Source organism: Nocardiopsis flavescens (assembly GCF_900141985.1).
Taxonomy (GTDB): domain Bacteria; phylum Actinomycetota; class Actinomycetes; order Streptosporangiales; family Streptosporangiaceae; genus Nocardiopsis; species Nocardiopsis flavescens.
This window is the reverse complement of record NZ_FQZK01000014.1, coordinates 111257-128276: the sequence shown is the minus strand read 5'-3', so window position 1 is coordinate 128276 and position 17020 is coordinate 111257. Positions and strand designations below refer to the sequence as shown.

Here is a 17020-nt window from a genome sequence, read left to right as displayed (position 1 = left end):
GTATAGACCTCTTCGCTTTCCGATGTCAGGATGGTCGCGAATCCGCGAGTCGTTCGGAGTGCGCTCGGCATGGGTCGGCAACCGGCCCCCGCGTGCCCTCCGCTAGGCTCTTTGTGAACACCCGATGCGGCGTAACACCTGTTCACAGCCGTTCGTGCGGTGTACTCCGCGGTCCGGGCGAGAGCCGGTCGGCAATGCCGGGTGTAATTGAAGTGCGATATATGAGGGGATTGGTTCCGTGACCATCCGTGTAGGCGTCAACGGCTTCGGCCGCATCGGCCGCAATTTCTGGCGCGCGGTCGCCGCTGGCGGCAGCGACATCGAAATCGTCGCGGTCAACGACCTCACCGACACCAAGACGCTCGCGCACCTGCTCAAGTACGACACCGTGCTCGGCACCCTCGAGGGCGACGTCACGGTGGGCGAGGACTCCATCCGCGTCGGCGACAAGACCATCAAGGTCCTGGCCCAGCGGGACCCGGCGCAGCTGCCCTGGGGCGAGCTGAACGTCGACGTCGTCATCGAGTCGACCGGCCGCTTCACCAAGGCCGAGGACGCCAAGAAGCACCTGGCCGCCGGCGCCAAGAAGGTCATCATCTCCGCCCCGGCCAAGGGCGAGGACATCACCGTCGTCATGGGCGTCAACGACGACAAGTACGACGCGGCCAACCACCACGTCATCTCCAACGCCTCCTGCACCACCAACTGTGTGGCGCCGATGGCGAAGGTCCTCCTGGACGCCTTCGGCATCGAGCAGGGCCTGATGACCACGGTCCACGCGTACACCAACGACCAGGTCATCCTGGACTTCCCGCACTCGGACCTGCGCCGGGCCCGTGCCGCCGCGCAGAACATCATCCCGACCACCACCGGTGCCGCCAAGGCCACCGCCCTGGTCATCCCCGAGCTCAAGGGCAAGCTGGACGGCATGGCCATGCGCGTCCCCGTGCCGGACGGCTCCGTCACCGACCTCGTCGTCACCCTGGGCCGCGAGGTCACCACCGAAGAGGTCAACGCCGCGTTCAAGGCCGCCGCCGAGGGGCCGCTCAAGGACGTGCTGGTCTACACCGAGGACCCGATCGTCTCCTCCGACATCGTCGGCACCTCGCCCTCCTGCACCTTCGACTCCAGCCTGACCATGGCCTTCGGCAAGCAGGTCAAGATCGTCGGCTGGTACGACAACGAGTGGGGCTACTCCAACCGCCTGGTCGACCTGGCCAAGCTGGCCGGCACCGGCCTGTAGGGCGCCCGGCCCCCGCGGCCCCCGGCGCGTGACACGGCACCCCTCCGCCCGCACTGCGCGCGGAGGGGTGCCGTCGTGGGCGCGCCCCTCTCCCGGCCCCTGCGAGCAGGGGCGGCAAGACCCGATATTCGTGACGAGGAGACCAGCATGCGGACGATCGACGACCTCGACGTCTCCGGCAAGCGCGTGTTCGTCCGGGCCGACCTGAACGTGCCCCTGGACGGCGACCGGATCACCGACGACGGGCGCATCCGTGCGGCCCTGCCGACCATCGAGGCGCTTCGCGGGCGCGGTGCCCGCGTCATCGTCGCCGCCCACCTGGGCCGCCCCAAGGGCGCCCCGGACCCCCGCTACTCCCTGCGCCCGGTGGCGGCCCGCCTGGGCGAGCTGCTCGGCACCGAGGTGACCTTCGCCGCCGACACCGCGGGCGAGTCCGCCCGCGCCGTCTCCGCCGGCCTGGCCGACGGCGCCGTGGCGCTGCTGGAGAACGTGCGCTTCGAGCCCGGGGAGACCAGCAAGGACGACGCCGAGCGCGGCGAGCTGGCCGACCGGTTCGCGCAGCTGGCCGACCTGTACGTGGGCGACGCGTTCGGCGCCGTGCACCGCAGGCACGCCAGCGTCTACGACCTGCCCGGCAGGCTCCCGCACGCCGTCGGCGGCCTGGTGCTCACCGAGGTCGAGGTCCTCAAGAAGCTCACCACGGACCCGCAGCGCCCCTACGCCGTGGTCCTGGGCGGCTCCAAGGTCTCCGACAAGCTCGGCGTCATCGACAACCTCCTGGGCACCGCCGACCGCATCCTCATCGGCGGCGGCATGGTCTTCACCTTCCTCAAGGCCCAGGGCCACGAGGTCGGCACCAGCCTGCTGGAGACCGACCAGCTCGACACCGTCCGGGGCTACCTGGAGCGGGCCGAGCGCGAGGGCGTGGAGATCGTCCTGCCGGTGGACGTCGTGGCGGCCGAGAAGTTCGCCGCCGACGCCGCGCACGCCGACGTCGGCGTGGACGCCATCCCGGCCGACCGCATGGGCCTGGACATCGGCCCCCGCAGCCGCGCCCTGTTCGCGGAGAAGCTCGCCGACGCCAGGACCGTGTTCTGGAACGGCCCCATGGGCGTGTTCGAGATGGAGCCGTACGCCGGGGGCACCCGCGCCCTGGCCGCGGCCCTCATCGACTCCGACGCCTTCACCGTGGTCGGCGGCGGCGACTCGGCCGCGGCCGTGCGCGCCCTCGGCTTCGACGAGGCGGCCTTCGGCCACATCTCCACCGGCGGCGGTGCCAGCCTGGAGTACCTGGAGGGCAAGGACCTCCCCGGCATCGACGCCCTGCGCTGACACGAGACCCCGAGACTTTCGAGGAAGGACCCCCATGACCCAGAGGCAGCCGCTCATCGCGGGCAACTGGAAGATGAACAACAACCACCTGGAGGCCATCGCGCTCGTCCAGAAGCTGGCGTTCTCCCTGGAGGACAAGGACTACGAGTCCGTCGAGGTCGTCGTCCTGCCCCCGTTCACCGACATCCGCAGCGTTCAGACGCTGGTGGACGGCGACAAGCTGCGCATCGGCTACGGCGCCCAGGACATCTCCGCGCACGACAAGGGCGCCTACACCGGTGAGATCTCCGGCTCCATGCTGGCCAAGCTGGACTGCGCCTACGTGCTGGTGGGCCACTCCGAGCGCCGCGAGTACCACAACGAGGACGACGCGCTGGTCAACGCCAAGGTCAAGGCCGCGTTCAAGAACGACATCGTGCCGCTGCTGTGCGTGGGCGAGGGCCTGGACGTCCGCAAGGCCGGCGAGCAGGTCGGGCACGTGCTGTCCCAGCTGGACGGCGCACTCAAGGAGATCCCGGTCGAGCAGGCCGAGCGCCTCGTGATCGCCTACGAGCCGGTGTGGGCCATCGGCACCGGCGAGGTCGCCACCCCGGCCGACGCCCAGGAGGTGTGCTCGGCGATCCGCGGACGCCTGGCCGAGCTGTACTCCTCCGACGTCGCCGACAAGGTGCGCGTGCTCTACGGCGGCTCGGTCAAGGGCGACAACGCCCCCGGCATCATGGCGGAGAAGGACGTGGACGGCGCCCTGGTGGGCGGCGCCTGCCTGAAGGCCGAGGAGTTCGTCAAGGTCATCCGGTTCTCCGAGAACGGCTGACCCCCTCCCTCCCCGCCCGGCGCGGTCGCACTCCGTTGTGCAACGGTGACGGGCGGGGCGCCCGACGGGTCCCCTGGTCGGGCTACACTTCGCTGTGGGGTTCCTGCGTCCCTCGCCGTTTCCCCGCCCGTGTCGCTCAGGACACGGTAAAATCCGAAATCGTCCCCGATCTCCTCCTCCCCCTGAACCGGGCCGGCGCCGCGACGGCGCCGACGGGACGGGAGGGAAGCGGGGGATCGAGGTGTCCATTCCCCCGCTGCGGGGTCGAGCTACGGGTGAGCGTGTGATCCTCGGTCTGTCCATCTTCGTGATGCTTCTCAGCGTGCTGCTGGTCCTCCTGGTGCTGCTGCACAAGGGCAAGGGCGGCGGCCTCTCCGACATGTTCGGCGGCGGTGTCACCTCCTCGCTCGGTGGATCGTCGGTGGTCGAGCGCAACCTCGACCGCATGACCATCGTCGTGGCCGTCGTCTGGATCATCGCCGGCGTGGTCCTGGGCCTGCTGATCAACCGGGGAATGTGACCCGCGGCCCAGCGCGGGGGCTCACCCTCCACAGTCGAGCTCGCCACAGTCACCGGTGAGCGTGTTCTCCGAAGGAGTTTTTCGTGGGTAGTGGCAGTGCCATCCGTGGCAGCCGGGTCGGAGCCGGCCCGATGGGCGAGGCGGAGCGGGGCGAGGCCGCCCCGCGCATCCGGGTCCCGTTCTACTGCGCGAACCTGCACGAGGTCGTGCCCAGTTTCGCCAGCGAGGCACTCGTCCCCGACGAGTGGGACTGCCCCCGCTGCGGGTTCCCCGCGGGCAAGGACAAGGCGAACCCCCCGTCGCCGCCGCGCACCGAGCCCTACAAGACCCACCTGGCGTACGTGAAGGAGCGGCGCAGCGCCGAGGAGGGCAAGCTCATCCTGGACGAGGCCCTCGCCAAGCTGCGCGCCGACCGCGCCGCGGTGGAGGCCCACATGCGCGCCGCCCGCAACTAGCCTCCCCCGTTTCGAACCTGCCCGGGGCCCGTCGCCTGCGCGACGGGCCCTGTCGGCGTTCACGGCCCGGGGCAAAGCCGAGAGAAGCGGATAATTTCCTCATTCTCGGGACTGGTGTGGTGGGTGGGACGTACAGTGAGCAGCGCAGACCCCTCGCAACCCCCTCCCAAGGAGTTGGTGTCCATGTCCGCATGCCCTACCGGCGGGGACCACGACTGGATTCTCGGTGACGACCGCAAGTTCCAGTGCGCCAAGTGCGGAGCTCAGAGCGCGCGCAGGTTCTGAGCCGCGGGTCCCGGCTGGACGGTGCCGCGTCCGGCCAGCTCCCCCTTGCGGTCCGTGGCCCGCCACGTCACCGGCTCGCCCAGGGTCTCGGCCACCCCCTTGGCCCAGCGCTCCAGGGGCTCGAACATCTCCGGGCCCTCCACCAGGACGGTGCGGCCCTGGTAGGCCATCCCGTCCAGGACGACGACCTCGCCACCGGACCTCAGCTCGGTGTCGTACTCGCTCACGCCCGGTCTCGTGTTGGGGTTCATGGGTCGGACTCTAACGGCCCGCCCTTCCCCCCACCCGGGATTTCGCCGTATCGTTCCACACCGTTCCCTGCCAAAACGCCTACATGGCCGTACAAGTGGGCATCTCGGGCGCACTGAGCACCGCGGGCGAGGTGGACAATGGACGCATGGCTTCCCCCGACCCCTCGGACGTCCCTGTGACACGGGGCGTCCCCTCGGACCTGACCCATGCGCCCGCCGGTGTCTCCCACCTGCGCAGGTACGTCAGCCTGCGCGGCCCCAATGCCCGGATGTGGATCGCCGTGGGCTACTTCTCGGTCATCCTGACCGCCGGGTTCCTCGTCGTCCTGGCCTCCACGTTCCTGCACGTGATCAACGGGGAGACGACGGTCGGGTCGGTGGCGCTGTGGGCCTCGGCCTCGCTCGCGATGATGTTCATCGGCCCGGTGAGCAACGTGTTCGTCCTGCGCGGCCTGCCCCAGCGGATCACCCGGCAGGGGATCAGCGCCGACAGCGACGGCGTCATCGTGCTCCAGGAGCGCAAGTGGTGGTTCCCGGGCGAGGGCACCTTCATCGCCTGGCCGGAGATCCGGCGCGTGCGCGAGGAGACGGTGGTGGCCCACCGGACCACCTACTTCATCGAGTTCTCGCTGGACACCCACCGCACCGAGGCCGAGCTGCCCTCCTGGGCCGAGAACGCCGCCGCCCTGGGCCTGGCGGGGGACCCGGACGCGGCCACCCAGTTCTACGTCCAGGTGCCCGCCGACCTCAAGGAGAAGATCCTGCGCATGATCGAGCGCACGTCGCCCTTCCCCGACATCGTCCGGCGGGTCGGCCCCAAGACCGCCTAGGACCCTTTCCCGCCGGCCCTTCCGCGGGGCGCTCCCCCCCCGGGGGGCACGGCTCAGGAGGGGCGGCCGCCGAGCCGCCGGGTCAGCTCGGCGGCGGCGTCGCGCACCCGCCCGGCCAGCGCCTGCGGGGTGACCGGACGGGCGCGGGGCACCGTCAGGCTGATCGCCGCCGCCGGGCGGCCGTTGTGGTCCAGCGCCGCGGCGGCCACCGACACGAAACCCTCCGTCACCTGGCCGTCCTCCAGGGACCAGCCCTGCCGCGCCTCCTCGGCCAGCACCCGCCGCAGCTCGGCCGGGGCGGCCGGCCCGCGCCCGGTGCGGTCGGTGAACGCCGCCTGCGCGGGGTACAGGGCGCGCACCTGGGCGCGCGGCAGCAGCGCCAGCATCGCCCGACCGGACGCGGTCAGGTGCGCGGGCAGGCGCACGCCCACCCCGGTGATCAGCGGCGGCGCGTGCGGCGGCTGCTCCTTGAGCAGGTAGAGGGTGTCCGCACCGTGCAGCACCCCCAGGTGCGAGGTGGCCCCGGTGGCCTCGGTCAGGCGGGTCAGCAGCGGCCGGGCCAGCCGCTCCATGCCGTCGTGGCGCAGGTACGCCGAACCGATCTCGAAGGCGGCCACGCCCAATCCCCACCGCCGCTCCTCCGGCAGGTGGACGACGAACCCCTCCTCGGCCATCGCCTCCAGCAGCTGGTACACGCTGGAGCGGGGGATGCCCAGCCCGGCCGCGATCGCCGCCGCCGACACCGGCCCCGAGCGCGTCGCCAGGAAACGCAGCAGCCGCAGGGCACGGGTCGCCGCGGGCACGATGCTCATGTCCCCAGTCTCCCACGGGGCCGGCGAGGGATGTCCGGTATGTCAGACACAAGGGCCGTGTCGGGCCTGTGGGCCGGGGCGGTCGGCGGTGTCGAATGGGGGTCATGTCCACAGCAGCAGCTCCCGTCGCCGTCGGCGGCGCCCCCCTCACCCCGGCGGAGGTCCTGGCGGTCGCCCGCCACGGCGCCCGCGTCACCCTCACCGAGGAGACCCGCAAGGCCGTCCGGCACGGCCGCGAGCGGGTCGAGACCCTGGCCCGCGGCGAGGTCCCCGCCTACGGTGTCAGCACCGGGTTCGGCGCCCTGGCCACCCGCCACATCGCCCCCGACCTGCGGGCCCGCCTCCAGCGCTCGCTCATCCGCTCGCACGCCGCGGGCACCGGGCCCGAGGTGGAGCGCGAGGTGGTGCGCGCGCTGATGCTGCTGCGCCTGCGCACCCTGGCCTCGGGCAACACCGGGGTGGAGGTCGCCACCGTCGAGACCCTGGCCGCCCTCCTCAACGCCGGGATCACCCCCCTCGTGTACGAGTACGGCAGCCTGGGCTGCTCCGGAGACCTGGCCCCGCTGTCCCACGTCGCGCTGGCCCTGATGGGCGAGGGCGAGGTGCGCGACGCCGGCGGCGCGCTCGTCTCCGCCTCCGCCGCCCTGCGCGCGGCGGGCATCGCGCCCGTGGAACTGGGCGCCAAGGAGGGCCTGGCGCTCATCAACGGCACCGACGGCATGCTCGGCATGCTGGCCCTGGCCTGCATGGACCTGGACCGGCTGCTCAAGGTCGCCGACATCACCGCCGCCATGAGCGTGGAGGCCCTGCTGGGCACCGACCGGGTCTTCGCCGAGGACCTCCAGCGGATGCGCCCCCACCCCGGGCAGGCCGCCTCCGCCGCCAACCTGCGCGCCCTGCTCGCCGACTCGCCCATCGTCGCCTCCCACCGGGGCCCCGACTGCAACCGCGTCCAGGACGCCTACTCCCTGCGCTGCGCCCCCCAGGTCGCCGGGGCCGCCCGCGACACCCTCTCCCACGCGCTGACCGTCGCCGAACGCGAACTGGACAGCGTCATCGACAACCCGGTGGTGCTCGACGACGGCCGGGTGGAGTCCAACGGCAACTTCCACGGCGCCCCGGTGGCGTACGTGCTGGACTTCCTGGCCATCGCCGTCGCCGACGTGGCCTCCATCGCCGAGCGGCGCACCGACCGCATGCTCGACGTGTCGCGCTCGCACGGGCTGCCCGCGTTCCTGGCCGACGACCCCGGCGTCGACTCCGGGCACATGATCGCCCAGTACACCCAGGCCGCCGTCGTCTCCGAGCTCAAGCGCCTGGCGGTGCCCGCCAGCGTCGACTCCATCCCGAGCTCGGCCATGCAGGAGGACCACGTGTCCATGGGCTGGTCGGCCGCCCGCAAGCTGCGCCGCGCCGTCGACGGCCTGACCGCCGTGCTCGCCGTGGAACTCCTGACCGCCGCACGCGCCCTGGACCTGCGCTCGCCGCTGGAGCCCGGCCCGGCCACCGGCGCCGTGGTGCGCACCCTGCGCGAGCACGTCCCCGGCCCCGGCCCCGACCGCTACCTGGCCCCCGAGATCGCCCTGGTCCAGGGCCTCATCGCGGACGGATCGGTCCTCGACTCCGCCGCTTCCGTCACCCCGCTGCACTGAGACCCCAGGAGGGCACCGACCATGAGCACCCCGCGCACCGTCCGCGCAGCCCGCGGCACCACCCTGTCGGCCAAGGGCTGGCAGCAGGAGGCCGCCCTGCGCATGTTCCACAACAACCTGGACCCCGAGGTCGCCGAGCACCCCGACGAGCTGGTCGTCTACGGCGGCACCGGCAAGGCCGCCCGCGACTGGCGCAGCTTCGACCGCATCACCGCCTCCCTGCGCGACCTGGAGGGCGACGAGACCCTGTTGGTGCAGTCCGGCCGCCCGGTCGGCATCATGCGCACACACGAGTGGGCGCCCCGCGTCCTCATCGCCAACTCCAACCTGGTGGGCGACTGGGCGAACTGGCCCGAGTTCCGCCGCCTGGAGGCCCAGGGCCTGACCATGTACGGGCAGATGACCGCCGGTTCGTGGATCTACATCGGCACCCAGGGCATCCTCCAGGGCACCTACGAGACGTTCGCCGCGGTGGCGGCCAAGCGCTTCGGCGGCACCCTGGCCGGCACCGTCACCCTGACCGCGGGACTGGGCGGCATGGGCGGCGCCCAGCCGCTCGCGGTCACCATGAACGACGGAGTGGCGATCGTGGTGGAGTGCGACTCCAGCCGCATCGACCGCCGTATCGAGCACCGCTACCTGGACGTGCGCGCCGACGGCCTGGACCACGCCCTGGAGCTGGCGGCGGCGGCCCGCGACGCGCGCCGGCCGCTGTCCATCGGCGTCCTGGGCAACGCCGCCGAGGTGTTCCCCGAGCTGCTCTCGCGCGGGGCGCCCGTCGACATCGTCACCGACCAGACCTCCGCCCACGACCCGCTGGCCTACCTGCCGGCCGGGGTCGCCTTCGAGGACTGGAGGGCCCTGGCCGCCGCCGGGCCCGAGGAGTTCACCAAGCGGGCCCGCGCGTCGATGGCCGCGCACGTCGAGGCGATGGTCGGGTTCATGGACGCGGGCGCGGAGGTGTTCGACTACGGCAACTCCATCCGCGACGAGGCCCGCAGCGGCGGGTTCACCCGGGCGTTCGACTTCCCCGGGTTCGTGCCCGCCTACATCCGGCCGCTGTTCTGCGAGGGCCGGGGCCCGTTCCGGTGGGCGGCGCTGTCGGGCGACCCCGCCGACATCGCCCGCACCGACCGGGCGGTCCTGGACCTGTTCCCCGAGAACGAGCACCTGGCCCGGTGGATCCGGATGGCCGGGGAGCGGGTCGCGTTCCAGGGCCTGCCCGCCCGCATCTGCTGGCTGGGCCAGGGCGAGCGGGCCGCGGCCGGGCAGCGGTTCAACGAGCTGGTGGCGGCCGGGGAGGTCTCCGCGCCGCTGGCCATCGGCCGCGACCACCTGGACACCGGGTCGGTGGCCTCCCCCTACCGGGAGACCGAGGGCATGAAGGACGGGTCGGACGCCATCGCCGACTGGCCGCTGCTGAACGCGCTGGTCAACACCTCCTCGGGCGCCTCCTGGGTGTCCATCCACCACGGCGGGGGCGTGGGCATGGGCCGGTCCCTGCACGCCGGCCAGGTCAGCGTCGCGGACGGCACCGACCTCGCCGCCGCCAAGCTGGAGCGGGTGCTCACCAACGACCCGGCCATGGGCGTCATCCGCCATGTGGACGCCGGGTACGAGGAGGCGGACCGGGTCGCCCGGGCCCACGGCATCCGCGTTCCCATGCGCGAGGGGGAGTAGGTTCCCGGTGGCGCAGAACGGCACCGCCCCCGACCCGGGGGCGTTCGATCGGATGTGGGCGGACCTGGCCCCCGTGGGCCGGGACGACGACGGCGGATACCGCCGGTTCAGCTGGGCGGGCGCCGACACCGACGCCCGGGCCTGGTTCGTCCAGGAGGCGAAGGCGCGCGGGCTGGACGTGCGGACCGACTGCAACGGCAACCTGTGGGCCTGGTGGGGCGCCCCGGGACGGGGCGCCGTGGCCACCGGCTCCCACCTGGACTCGGTGCCCTCGGGCGGGGCGTTCGACGGGCCGCTGGGGGTGGTGAGCGCGCTGGCGGCGGTGGACGAGCTGCGCCGGCGCGGGGTGCGCCCGGCGCGGCCGCTGGCCGTGGTGGTGTTCGTCGAGGAGGAGGGCGGCCGGTTCGGCGTCCCCTGCCTGGGCAGCCGGCTGAGCACCGGGGAGATCTCCCCGGAGCGGGCCCGGGGGCTGGCCGACGCCGACGGGACCACCTGGGCGGCGGCGATGGAGCGTGCCGGTCTGGACCCGGCGGGCATCGGCGCCGACCCCGGGACCCTGGGGCTGCTCGACGTCTTCGTGGAGCTGCACGTGGAGCAGGGCCGGGCCCTGGAGGACACCCCGCACGCGGTGGGGGTGGGCTCCTCCATCTGGCCGCACGGCCGGTGGCGGCTGGACTTCACCGGCCGCGCCGACCACGCCGGGACCACCCGCCTGGAGGACCGCGGCGACCCCATGCCGCCCTTCGCGCACACCATCCTGGCCGCCCGCGCGATGGCCGCCGAGCACGGCGCCCGCGCGACCGTCGCCAAGGCCCGGATCGCCCCCAACGGCACCAACGCGATCCCTTCGCTGGTCAACGCCTGGCTGGACGCACGCGCCGCCGACGAGGCCGCGCTGGAGGCGGTGGTGGCGGGGGTGCGCGACGCCGCCGAGCGGGCCGCCCGCGAGCACGGGGTGGGGGTGGCGGTGAGCGCCGAGTCCCGCACCCCGCTGGTGACGTTCGCCGAGGGCCTGCGCGACCGGCTCGGCGCGGTGGTCGCCCGGGGCGGGCCGGCCGTTCCGGTGCTGCCCACCGGCGCCGGCCACGACGCCGGGGTGCTGGCCGCGCACGTGCCCACCGCGATGCTCTACGTGCGCAACCCCACCGGGGTGTCGCACTCCCCGCACGAGTGGGCCCGCCCGGACGACTGCCACGCCGGGGTGGACGCCCTGGCCGACGTCCTGTCCGACCTGCTCACCGGGGAGGCGGTCCGATGAGCGCCCCCGTCCGCCTGTGGTGCGAGTGGGCCTGGACCGGCTCCGCCGACGGCGCCCCCGAGCCCGGGGTGCTGCTGGAGGTCGCTGACGGCCGGTTCTCCTCGGTGGCGGCCGGGGTGGCGGCGCCCGCCGACGCCGAGGTCCTGGCCGGGGTGACCCTGCCGGGCCTGGCCGACGCGCACTCGCACGCCTTCCACCGTGCGCTGCGCGGGCGCACGCACGCCGACGGCGGCTCGTTCTGGACCTGGCGCGAGGTGATGTACCGGGTGGCCGACCGGCTGGACCCGGGCTCCTACCTGCGCCTGGCCCGGGCGGTCTACGCGGAGATGGCCCTGGCCGGGGTGACGTGCGTGGGCGAGTTCCACTACCTGCACCACGCCCCCGGCGGGGCCCGCTACGCCGACCCCAACGAGATGGGCCGGGCGCTGGTGGCCGCCGCCGCCGACGCCGGGGTCCGGCTGACCCTGCTTGACGTGTGCTACCTGGCGGGCGGCCTGGACCCGGACGGGTCCTACCGGCCGCTGGCCGGACCCCAGCGGCGGTTCGGCGACGGCGACGCCGCCGGGTGGGCCGAGCGGGTCCGCGCGTTCGGCCCGCTGCCCGGACACGCGCTGCTGGGCACGGCCGCCCACTCGGTGCGCGCGGTCCCGCCGTGGGCGCTGGCCGAGGTGGCGGCCGCCGCCGCGGGGATCGGCGGGCCGGTGCACGCCCACCTGTCGGAGCAGCCGGACGAGAACGCCGTGTGCCTGGCCGCGCACGGGCGCACCCCCACCGCGGTGCTCGCCGACGCCGGGCTGCTGGGGGAGCGCACCAGCCTCGTGCACGCCACCCACCTCACCGACGGCGACGTCGCCGCCGTCCGCGGCACCCGCTCGACCGTGTGCCTGTGCCCCACCACCGAGCGCGACCTGGCCGACGGCCTGCCCCGCACCGGCGACCTGGACGCGCGCAGGCTGAGCCTGGGCAGCGACCAGCACGCCCGCATCGACATGTTCGAGGAGGCGCGCGCGGTGGAGCTGCACGAGCGGCTGCGCACCCACCGCCGGGGGACGCTGGGCGCGGGCGACCTGCTGCGCGCCGCCACCGCCCACGGCTCCCTGGGCTGGGACGACGCCGGGAGATTCGCCCCCGGTGCCCGCGCCGACCTGGTCAACGTGCCCCTGGAGGGGGTGCGGCTGGCCGGGGCGGACCCGGCGCGCGGGACGGACGCGGTGGTGTTCGGCGCCGACGCCGGCGACGTGCGCCACGTGATGGCCGACGGCCGCTGGACCGTCCGCGACGGCGTCCACACCCGCATGCCCGACCTCGCCCGCGACCTCGACACGGAGATCAAGGAGATCCTCAAGTGAGCGACGTGCCCGTGAGCATCCTCATCGACGACATCGCCACCCTGGTCACCAACGACCCCGCGCTGGGGGAGGGCAGGGTCGGCGCCGTCGAGGACGCCGCCCTGGTGGTCGAGGGGGGAGAGGTCGCCTGGGCGGGGCCCCGGGGCAGGGCCCCGGCCGCCGACGCCCGGGTGGACGCCGCCGGGCGGTGCGTCATCCCCGGGTTCGTGGACTCCCACTCCCACATCGTCTTCGCGGGGGACCGCAGCCGCGAGTTCGCCGCCCGGATGAGCGGCACCCCCTACTCCGCGGGGGGCATCCGCACCACCGTGGCGGCCACCCGGGCGGCCTCGGACGCCGACCTGCTGGCGCGGGCGCGCGGGCTCGCCGCGGAGGCGCGCGCCCAGGGCACGACCACCCTGGAGGTCAAGTCCGGCTACGGGCTGACCGTCGCCGACGAGGCGCGCTCCCTGGAGGTGGCGGGACGGGTGACCGACGAGGTCACCTTCCTGGGGGCGCACGTGGTGGCCCCCGAGTACGCCGACGACCCGCAGGGGTACGTGGACCTGGTCACCGGGCCGATGCTGGACGCGTGCGCCCCGCACGCGCGGTGGATCGACGTGTTCTGCGAGCGCGGGGCGTTCGACGAGCAGGCCTCGCGCCGGGTGCTGGAGGCCGGTGTGCGGCGCGGGCTGCTGCCCCGTGTGCACGGCAACCAGCTGGGCGAGGGGCCGGGGGTGCGGCTGGCCGTGGAGGTGGGCGCGGCGTCGGTGGACCACTGCACCTACCTGTCGGCCGAGGACGTCGACGCCCTGGCGCAGGCCGCCGGGCGCCCCGAGCCGACGGTGGCGACGCTGCTGCCGGGGGTGGACTTCTCCACCCGGCAGAGCTACCCGGACGCGCGGGCGCTCATCGACGCGGGCGCCCTGGTGGCGCTGGCCAGCGACTGCAACCCGGGGTCGTGCTTCACGTCGAGCCTGGCGTTCTGCATCGCGGTCGCGGTGCGCGACATGGGGATGACCCCGGACGAGGCGGTGTGGGCGGCCACCGCCGGCGGGGCGCTGGCGCTGCGCCGCACCGACGTGGGGCGGCTGTCCCCGGGGGCCCGCGCCGACCTGGTGCTGCTGGACGCGCCCAACCACCTCTACCTCGCCTACCGGCCGGGGGTCCCGCAGGTCGCGGCGGTGTGGAAGGACGGCGTCCTGGCGCACGGCCGCCCCTGACCCGGGCGCCGCGGGCGGAGAACTCAACCGGCGCCTAACGTGCCGGAAACGTCGGGCCCCCACCCTGGAACCACGTCGGTGCGCGTCCCGCCGCCGCGGCGACAGCGTCGTCCCGCGGCGGCCGGGGCACCGGGCCCGGCACCGGCGACGGTGCCACGTTCCGGGCGCGGCCACCGCCCCTTACACGCCGAACGGGGGCCGGCCGACACCTCGGGTGTCGGCCGGCCCCCGTCGTGCTCGACGCGTCGAGGCCGTCTCCTGGGGCACGGGAGCCCTCGTCCCTCGGGGAGGGGAGTGCTCGGTGCGCGGTGGCCGCGGGCGGTGCCGGGCCGGGCGCGGGTGCTACTCGTCGCTCTCGTCGGCGCTCTCGGGGCCGGAGGCCTCGGCGGCCTTCTTGGTGGTGGTGGCGCGACGCTTCTTGACCGGGCGCGAGTAGTCGACGAGCGGCTCGTAGCGGGCCTCGTGCTCCTTGAAGCAGTCGGCGCAGGCGTCGACCTCGCGGACGGTGCCCTCCCAGGCGAACTGGACGACTTCAGTCGCCTCGACCTTCTCCTCGCGGACGGCGTGGGGATCGCAGTACTTGCGCGTGAAGACCTCGGTGACCACGGCGGGGATTTCCCTTCGGTAGCGCGTTGAACAGTGCAGGACCCCTTAATCATACACCTGTACGAACGAAACGACCGGATGTTCACCGGGTTCGCCGTGCAAGGGTTCGGGGTCGCCCCGAAGCCTAGCGAAGACCGGGGACCGGTGCGGCCCGACGGCTCCGGCGCGACCGGGGTGAACAGGTCCTTCGCCGCCGCGCGCCGCCCCTGTGATCCGGGTCGCGCGGTACGGCGATTTCACGCCCGAACCGGCCGTCCCTTCTTCTCCGACCGTTCCCGGAACGGGGGGCGGCGATTTCCACCAGCCGATTTGTGCATTTGGTGAACACGGCTCGGGGGCCGTGGCTAAGGTGTTGCCCGTACCGCTCGGAAAGCGGGGGGAGGGGCCGCGTTGCGGGCGGGGGTCTGCACACGCCCGCGGCGGCCCACGCGCCCGGCGGTGCCGGGAACCGCGGGGGAGCGGTTCCCGGGGAAAGGCGAATTCAGGGGGAGGGCCGTGGTCGATTACATGGAGGGCGCCAACAGAAGGCGGGTGCCGGAGCCGGGGGAGGAGCTCCGTGCGCCCCAGGGCAGGTCGGCGGCCGAGCGGCGGCGCGCGCAGGCCGATATCGCGCACGCCTGCGAACGCGTGTCCGTCGATCCCGGATTCGTGAAACTACGAAGGAGATTCGCGATTCAGGCGGGACTTCTGGTCGCCGCCTTCCTCGGGAGTTACCTGTCCTATCTGCTGTTGTCGGCCTACGCGCGCGATTTCATGAGCGTGCAGATCGTCGATTCCGTCAATGTCGCCCTGGTCATGGGAATAGGGCAGTTCCTGCTCACCTTCGTGCTCGCCTGGGCGTTCGGCCGTTTCTCCGCCCGCTCGATCGACCCCCTGGCCGAGCAGGTCCGCAACCGGGCCGCCGAGGGCTCGCGCGGGACCGGCACGGCGGTGCACCGGTGACCGCCGCCGCGGCGGCGGTCGGCGCCGTCACGGGGGGCGGCGCCGGTCACATCCTCGCCGCGCCCACCGCCCTGGACGGCCGGTTCGGCGTCGCGCACGCCTGGACCGTCGGACTGTGCGCCCTCTTCGTCCTGGTCACCCTGGCCGTCACCATCCGGGCCCGGCGCACCACCCGGGGCGCGGTCGACTTCTACGCGGGCGGGCGCGGCTTCTCCAGCACCCAGAACGGGCTGGCGCTCACCGGCGACTACCTGTCCGCCGCCTCGTTCCTGGGCATCGCCGGGATGATCGCCCTCCAGGGCTACGACGGGTTCCTGTACTCCATCGGCTTCCTGGTGGCCTGGCTGCTGGTGCTGCCCATGGCCCAGCTGATGCGCAACACCGGCCGGTTCACCATGGCCGACCTGCCCGCCTTCCGCATGCGCCGGATGCGGGTGCGGCTGGCCTGCACCGTCTCCACCGTCACCGTGTGCGTGTTCTACCTGGTGGCGCAGATGGTCGGCGCGGGCGCCCTGGTGTCGGTCCTGCTCGGGCTGCACGACGGCGGCACGTTCCTGGGGGTGGACGCCGGGCAGGCCCGCACCGCGGCGATCGTGCTGGTCGGCGTGCTCATGATCGTCTACGTCATGTACGGCGGGATGAAGGCCGCCACCTGGCTGCAGATCATCAAGGCGGTGGTGCTGCTGAGCGCCACCGGCCTGCTCACCGTGCTGGTCCTGGCGATGTTCTCGTTCGACCCGCGCGCCCTGCTGGGCGCCGCCGCCGACGCCAGCGGCCACGGACAGGCGTTCCTGGAGCCCGGGCTGCGCCTGGGGGTGGAGGTTCCGGGCGAGCCGGCGACCACCCTGTTCAACAAGCTCGACCTCATCAGCCTGGGCCTGGCCCTGGTGCTGGGCACGGTCGCCCTGCCGCACATCCTCATCCGCTTCTACACCGTCCCCGACGGGCGCTCCGCGCGCTCCTCGGTCAACCGCACCATCGTCATGGTCGGCGTGTTCTACCTGATGACCCTCGCCCTGGGCTTCGGGGCCGCCGCCCTGGTGGGCTCCGAGCGCATCCTGGCGCTGGACCCCTCGGGCAACAGCGCCGTGCCGATGCTCGCCGAGGAGCTGGGCCGCCTCACCGCCGGCCCGGTCGGCGCCGCGGTGCTGCTCGCGCTGATCTCGGCGGTGGCGCTGGCCACCATCCTCGCGGTCATCGCCAGCCTCACCCTGGCCTCGTCCTCCTCCATCGCCCACGACCTGTTCGGCCACATCCTCATGTGGGGGCGCCCCCGCGAGTCGCAGGAGGTGGGGGTGGCGCGGTTCTCGGCCTGCCTGATCGGGGCGGTCGCGATCGTGCTGGCCGTGCAGGCCCAGGAGCAGAACGTCGCGTTCCTGGTGGGCCTGGCCTTCGCCATCGCGGCCGCGGCCAACCTGCCGGTCATCGTGCTCACCCTGTTCTGGCGCCGGTTCAACACCAGGGGCGTGGAGTGGGGCATCTACGGCGGGCTGTCGGCGACGCTGCTGCTCATGCTCCTCTCCCCGGTGATGTCGGGCAAGACCGACCCGGCCACCGGTGAGAACCTGTCGGTGCTGCCGTCCTGGATCGACATCGCGGTCTTTCCCATGGAGAACCCCGCGCTGGTCGCCGTGCCCGTCGGGTTCGCCTGCGCGGTGGCGGGCAGCCTGCTCTCGCCCGAGCGCAACAGCGCCCGGTTCACCGAGCTGCGGGTGCGCTCGCTCACCGGCTGGGGGGCCGACCAGGACTGACGGCGTCCGGGGCCGGACGGCCCAAAGGTGTGCGGTCC

The 17020-nt window shown here is 73.6% G+C and carries 16 protein-coding genes; 13 read left to right on the top strand and 3 right to left on the bottom strand.

The genetic code is table 11. The annotated features are described in order from the left end of the window. Positions 1-238 precede the first annotated feature (238 nt). The 5 genes from gap to BUE45_RS21465 all read left to right on the top strand — a co-directional run bounded on the left by gap (position 239) and on the right by BUE45_RS21465 (position 4364). Positions 239-1243: a type I glyceraldehyde-3-phosphate dehydrogenase gene (gene gap, locus BUE45_RS21485; protein WP_073381183.1), complete on the top strand. Its 1005-nt coding sequence runs from the start codon at positions 239-241 to the stop codon at positions 1241-1243. Between the two features lie 147 nt (positions 1244-1390). Beyond that, entirely contained in the window at positions 1391-2575 is a 1185-nt protein-coding gene (locus BUE45_RS21480) for a phosphoglycerate kinase (protein WP_073381182.1), read from the top strand. Positions 2576-2609: 34 nt separating this feature from the next. Further along, a complete protein-coding gene (gene tpiA, locus BUE45_RS21475; protein ID WP_073381181.1) occupies positions 2610-3389 on the top strand; it encodes a triose-phosphate isomerase in 780 nt (259 codons plus the stop codon). A gap of 283 nt (positions 3390-3672) precedes the next feature. Further along, positions 3673-3909: a preprotein translocase subunit SecG gene (secG, locus tag BUE45_RS21470; protein WP_073381180.1), complete on the top strand. Its 237-nt coding sequence runs from the start codon at positions 3673-3675 to the stop codon at positions 3907-3909. Positions 3910-3992: 83 nt separating this feature from the next. Then, positions 3993-4364: an RNA polymerase-binding protein RbpA gene (locus BUE45_RS21465; RefSeq protein ID WP_073381179.1), complete on the top strand. Its 372-nt coding sequence runs from the start codon at positions 3993-3995 to the stop codon at positions 4362-4364. A gap of 263 nt (positions 4365-4627) precedes the next feature. On the opposite strand, the gene BUE45_RS21460 is transcribed toward BUE45_RS21465, so the two are convergent. Further along, entirely contained in the window at positions 4628-4900 is a 273-nt protein-coding gene (locus BUE45_RS21460; RefSeq protein WP_073381178.1) for a hypothetical protein, read from the bottom strand. A 146-nt stretch (positions 4901-5046) separates the two neighbouring features. Between BUE45_RS21460 and BUE45_RS21455 the strand changes: the two genes are divergently transcribed. After that, a complete protein-coding gene (locus BUE45_RS21455) occupies positions 5047-5730 on the top strand; it encodes a hypothetical protein (protein ID WP_073381177.1) in 684 nt (227 codons plus the stop codon). A gap of 53 nt (positions 5731-5783) precedes the next feature. Here the strand turns inward: BUE45_RS21455 and BUE45_RS21450 are convergent, their stop codons facing one another. Next, positions 5784-6542: an IclR family transcriptional regulator gene (locus BUE45_RS21450; RefSeq protein ID WP_073381176.1), complete on the bottom strand. Its 759-nt coding sequence runs from the start codon at positions 6540-6542 to the stop codon at positions 5784-5786. A gap of 104 nt (positions 6543-6646) precedes the next feature. Here BUE45_RS21450 and hutH point away from each other — a divergent pair, with 104 nt between their 5' ends. The 5 genes from hutH to hutI are packed head-to-tail and all read left to right on the top strand — an operon-like array spanning position 6647 to position 13683. Beyond that, positions 6647-8194, top strand: coding sequence for a histidine ammonia-lyase (gene hutH / locus BUE45_RS21445; protein WP_073381175.1), 1548 nt, complete (start codon positions 6647-6649; stop codon positions 8192-8194). A gap of 21 nt (positions 8195-8215) precedes the next feature. Beyond that, entirely contained in the window at positions 8216-9874 is a 1659-nt protein-coding gene (gene hutU, locus BUE45_RS21440) for a urocanate hydratase (RefSeq protein WP_073381174.1), read from the top strand. Between the two features lie 52 nt (positions 9875-9926). Next, on the top strand, positions 9927-11132 hold the full coding sequence (locus BUE45_RS21435; protein WP_073381222.1) for an allantoate amidohydrolase: 1206 nt from the start codon (positions 9927-9929) through the stop codon (positions 11130-11132). Next, a complete protein-coding gene (locus tag BUE45_RS21430) occupies positions 11129-12481 on the top strand; it encodes a formimidoylglutamate deiminase (RefSeq protein ID WP_073381173.1) in 1353 nt (450 codons plus the stop codon). Before BUE45_RS21435 ends, BUE45_RS21430 begins: the two co-directional genes overlap by 4 nt. Continuing rightward, a complete protein-coding gene (gene hutI, locus BUE45_RS21425) occupies positions 12478-13683 on the top strand; it encodes an imidazolonepropionase (RefSeq protein ID WP_073381172.1) in 1206 nt (401 codons plus the stop codon). Before BUE45_RS21430 ends, hutI begins: the two co-directional genes overlap by 4 nt. A gap of 342 nt (positions 13684-14025) precedes the next feature. Here hutI and BUE45_RS21420 read toward each other — a convergent pair whose 3' ends face one another. After that, a complete protein-coding gene (locus BUE45_RS21420) occupies positions 14026-14289 on the bottom strand; it encodes a hypothetical protein (protein ID WP_073381171.1) in 264 nt (87 codons plus the stop codon). A 495-nt stretch (positions 14290-14784) separates the two neighbouring features. Between BUE45_RS21420 and BUE45_RS21415 the strand changes: the two genes are divergently transcribed. Next, a complete protein-coding gene (locus BUE45_RS21415; protein WP_073381170.1) occupies positions 14785-15231 on the top strand; it encodes a DUF485 domain-containing protein in 447 nt (148 codons plus the stop codon). Positions 15232-15281: 50 nt separating this feature from the next. Then, positions 15282-16982 carry a solute symporter family protein gene (locus tag BUE45_RS21410; protein WP_073381221.1) on the top strand — a complete coding sequence of 567 codons (1701 nt, stop codon included), beginning with the start codon at positions 15282-15284 and terminating at the stop codon, positions 16980-16982. Positions 16983-17020: the final 38 nt, after the last annotated feature.

Coding starts and splice junctions, on each gene's coding strand:
- BUE45_RS21480 (WP_073381182.1), top strand. CDS start 1,391: ATGCGGACGATCGACGACCTCGACGTCTCCGGCAAGCGCGTGTTCGTC.
- tpiA (WP_073381181.1), top strand. CDS start 2,610: ATGACCCAGAGGCAGCCGCTCATCGCGGGCAACTGGAAGATGAACAAC.
- BUE45_RS21460 (WP_073381178.1), bottom strand. CDS start 4,900: ATGAACCCCAACACGAGACCGGGCGTGAGCGAGTACGACACCGAGCTG.
- BUE45_RS21455 (WP_073381177.1), top strand. CDS start 5,047: ATGGCTTCCCCCGACCCCTCGGACGTCCCTGTGACACGGGGCGTCCCC.
- BUE45_RS21450 (WP_073381176.1), bottom strand. CDS start 6,542: ATGAGCATCGTGCCCGCGGCGACCCGTGCCCTGCGGCTGCTGCGTTTC.
- hutH (WP_073381175.1), top strand. CDS start 6,647: ATGTCCACAGCAGCAGCTCCCGTCGCCGTCGGCGGCGCCCCCCTCACC.
- hutU (WP_073381174.1), top strand. CDS start 8,216: ATGAGCACCCCGCGCACCGTCCGCGCAGCCCGCGGCACCACCCTGTCG.
- BUE45_RS21435 (WP_073381222.1), top strand. CDS start 9,927: ATGTGGGCGGACCTGGCCCCCGTGGGCCGGGACGACGACGGCGGATAC.
- BUE45_RS21430 (WP_073381173.1), top strand. CDS start 11,129: ATGAGCGCCCCCGTCCGCCTGTGGTGCGAGTGGGCCTGGACCGGCTCC.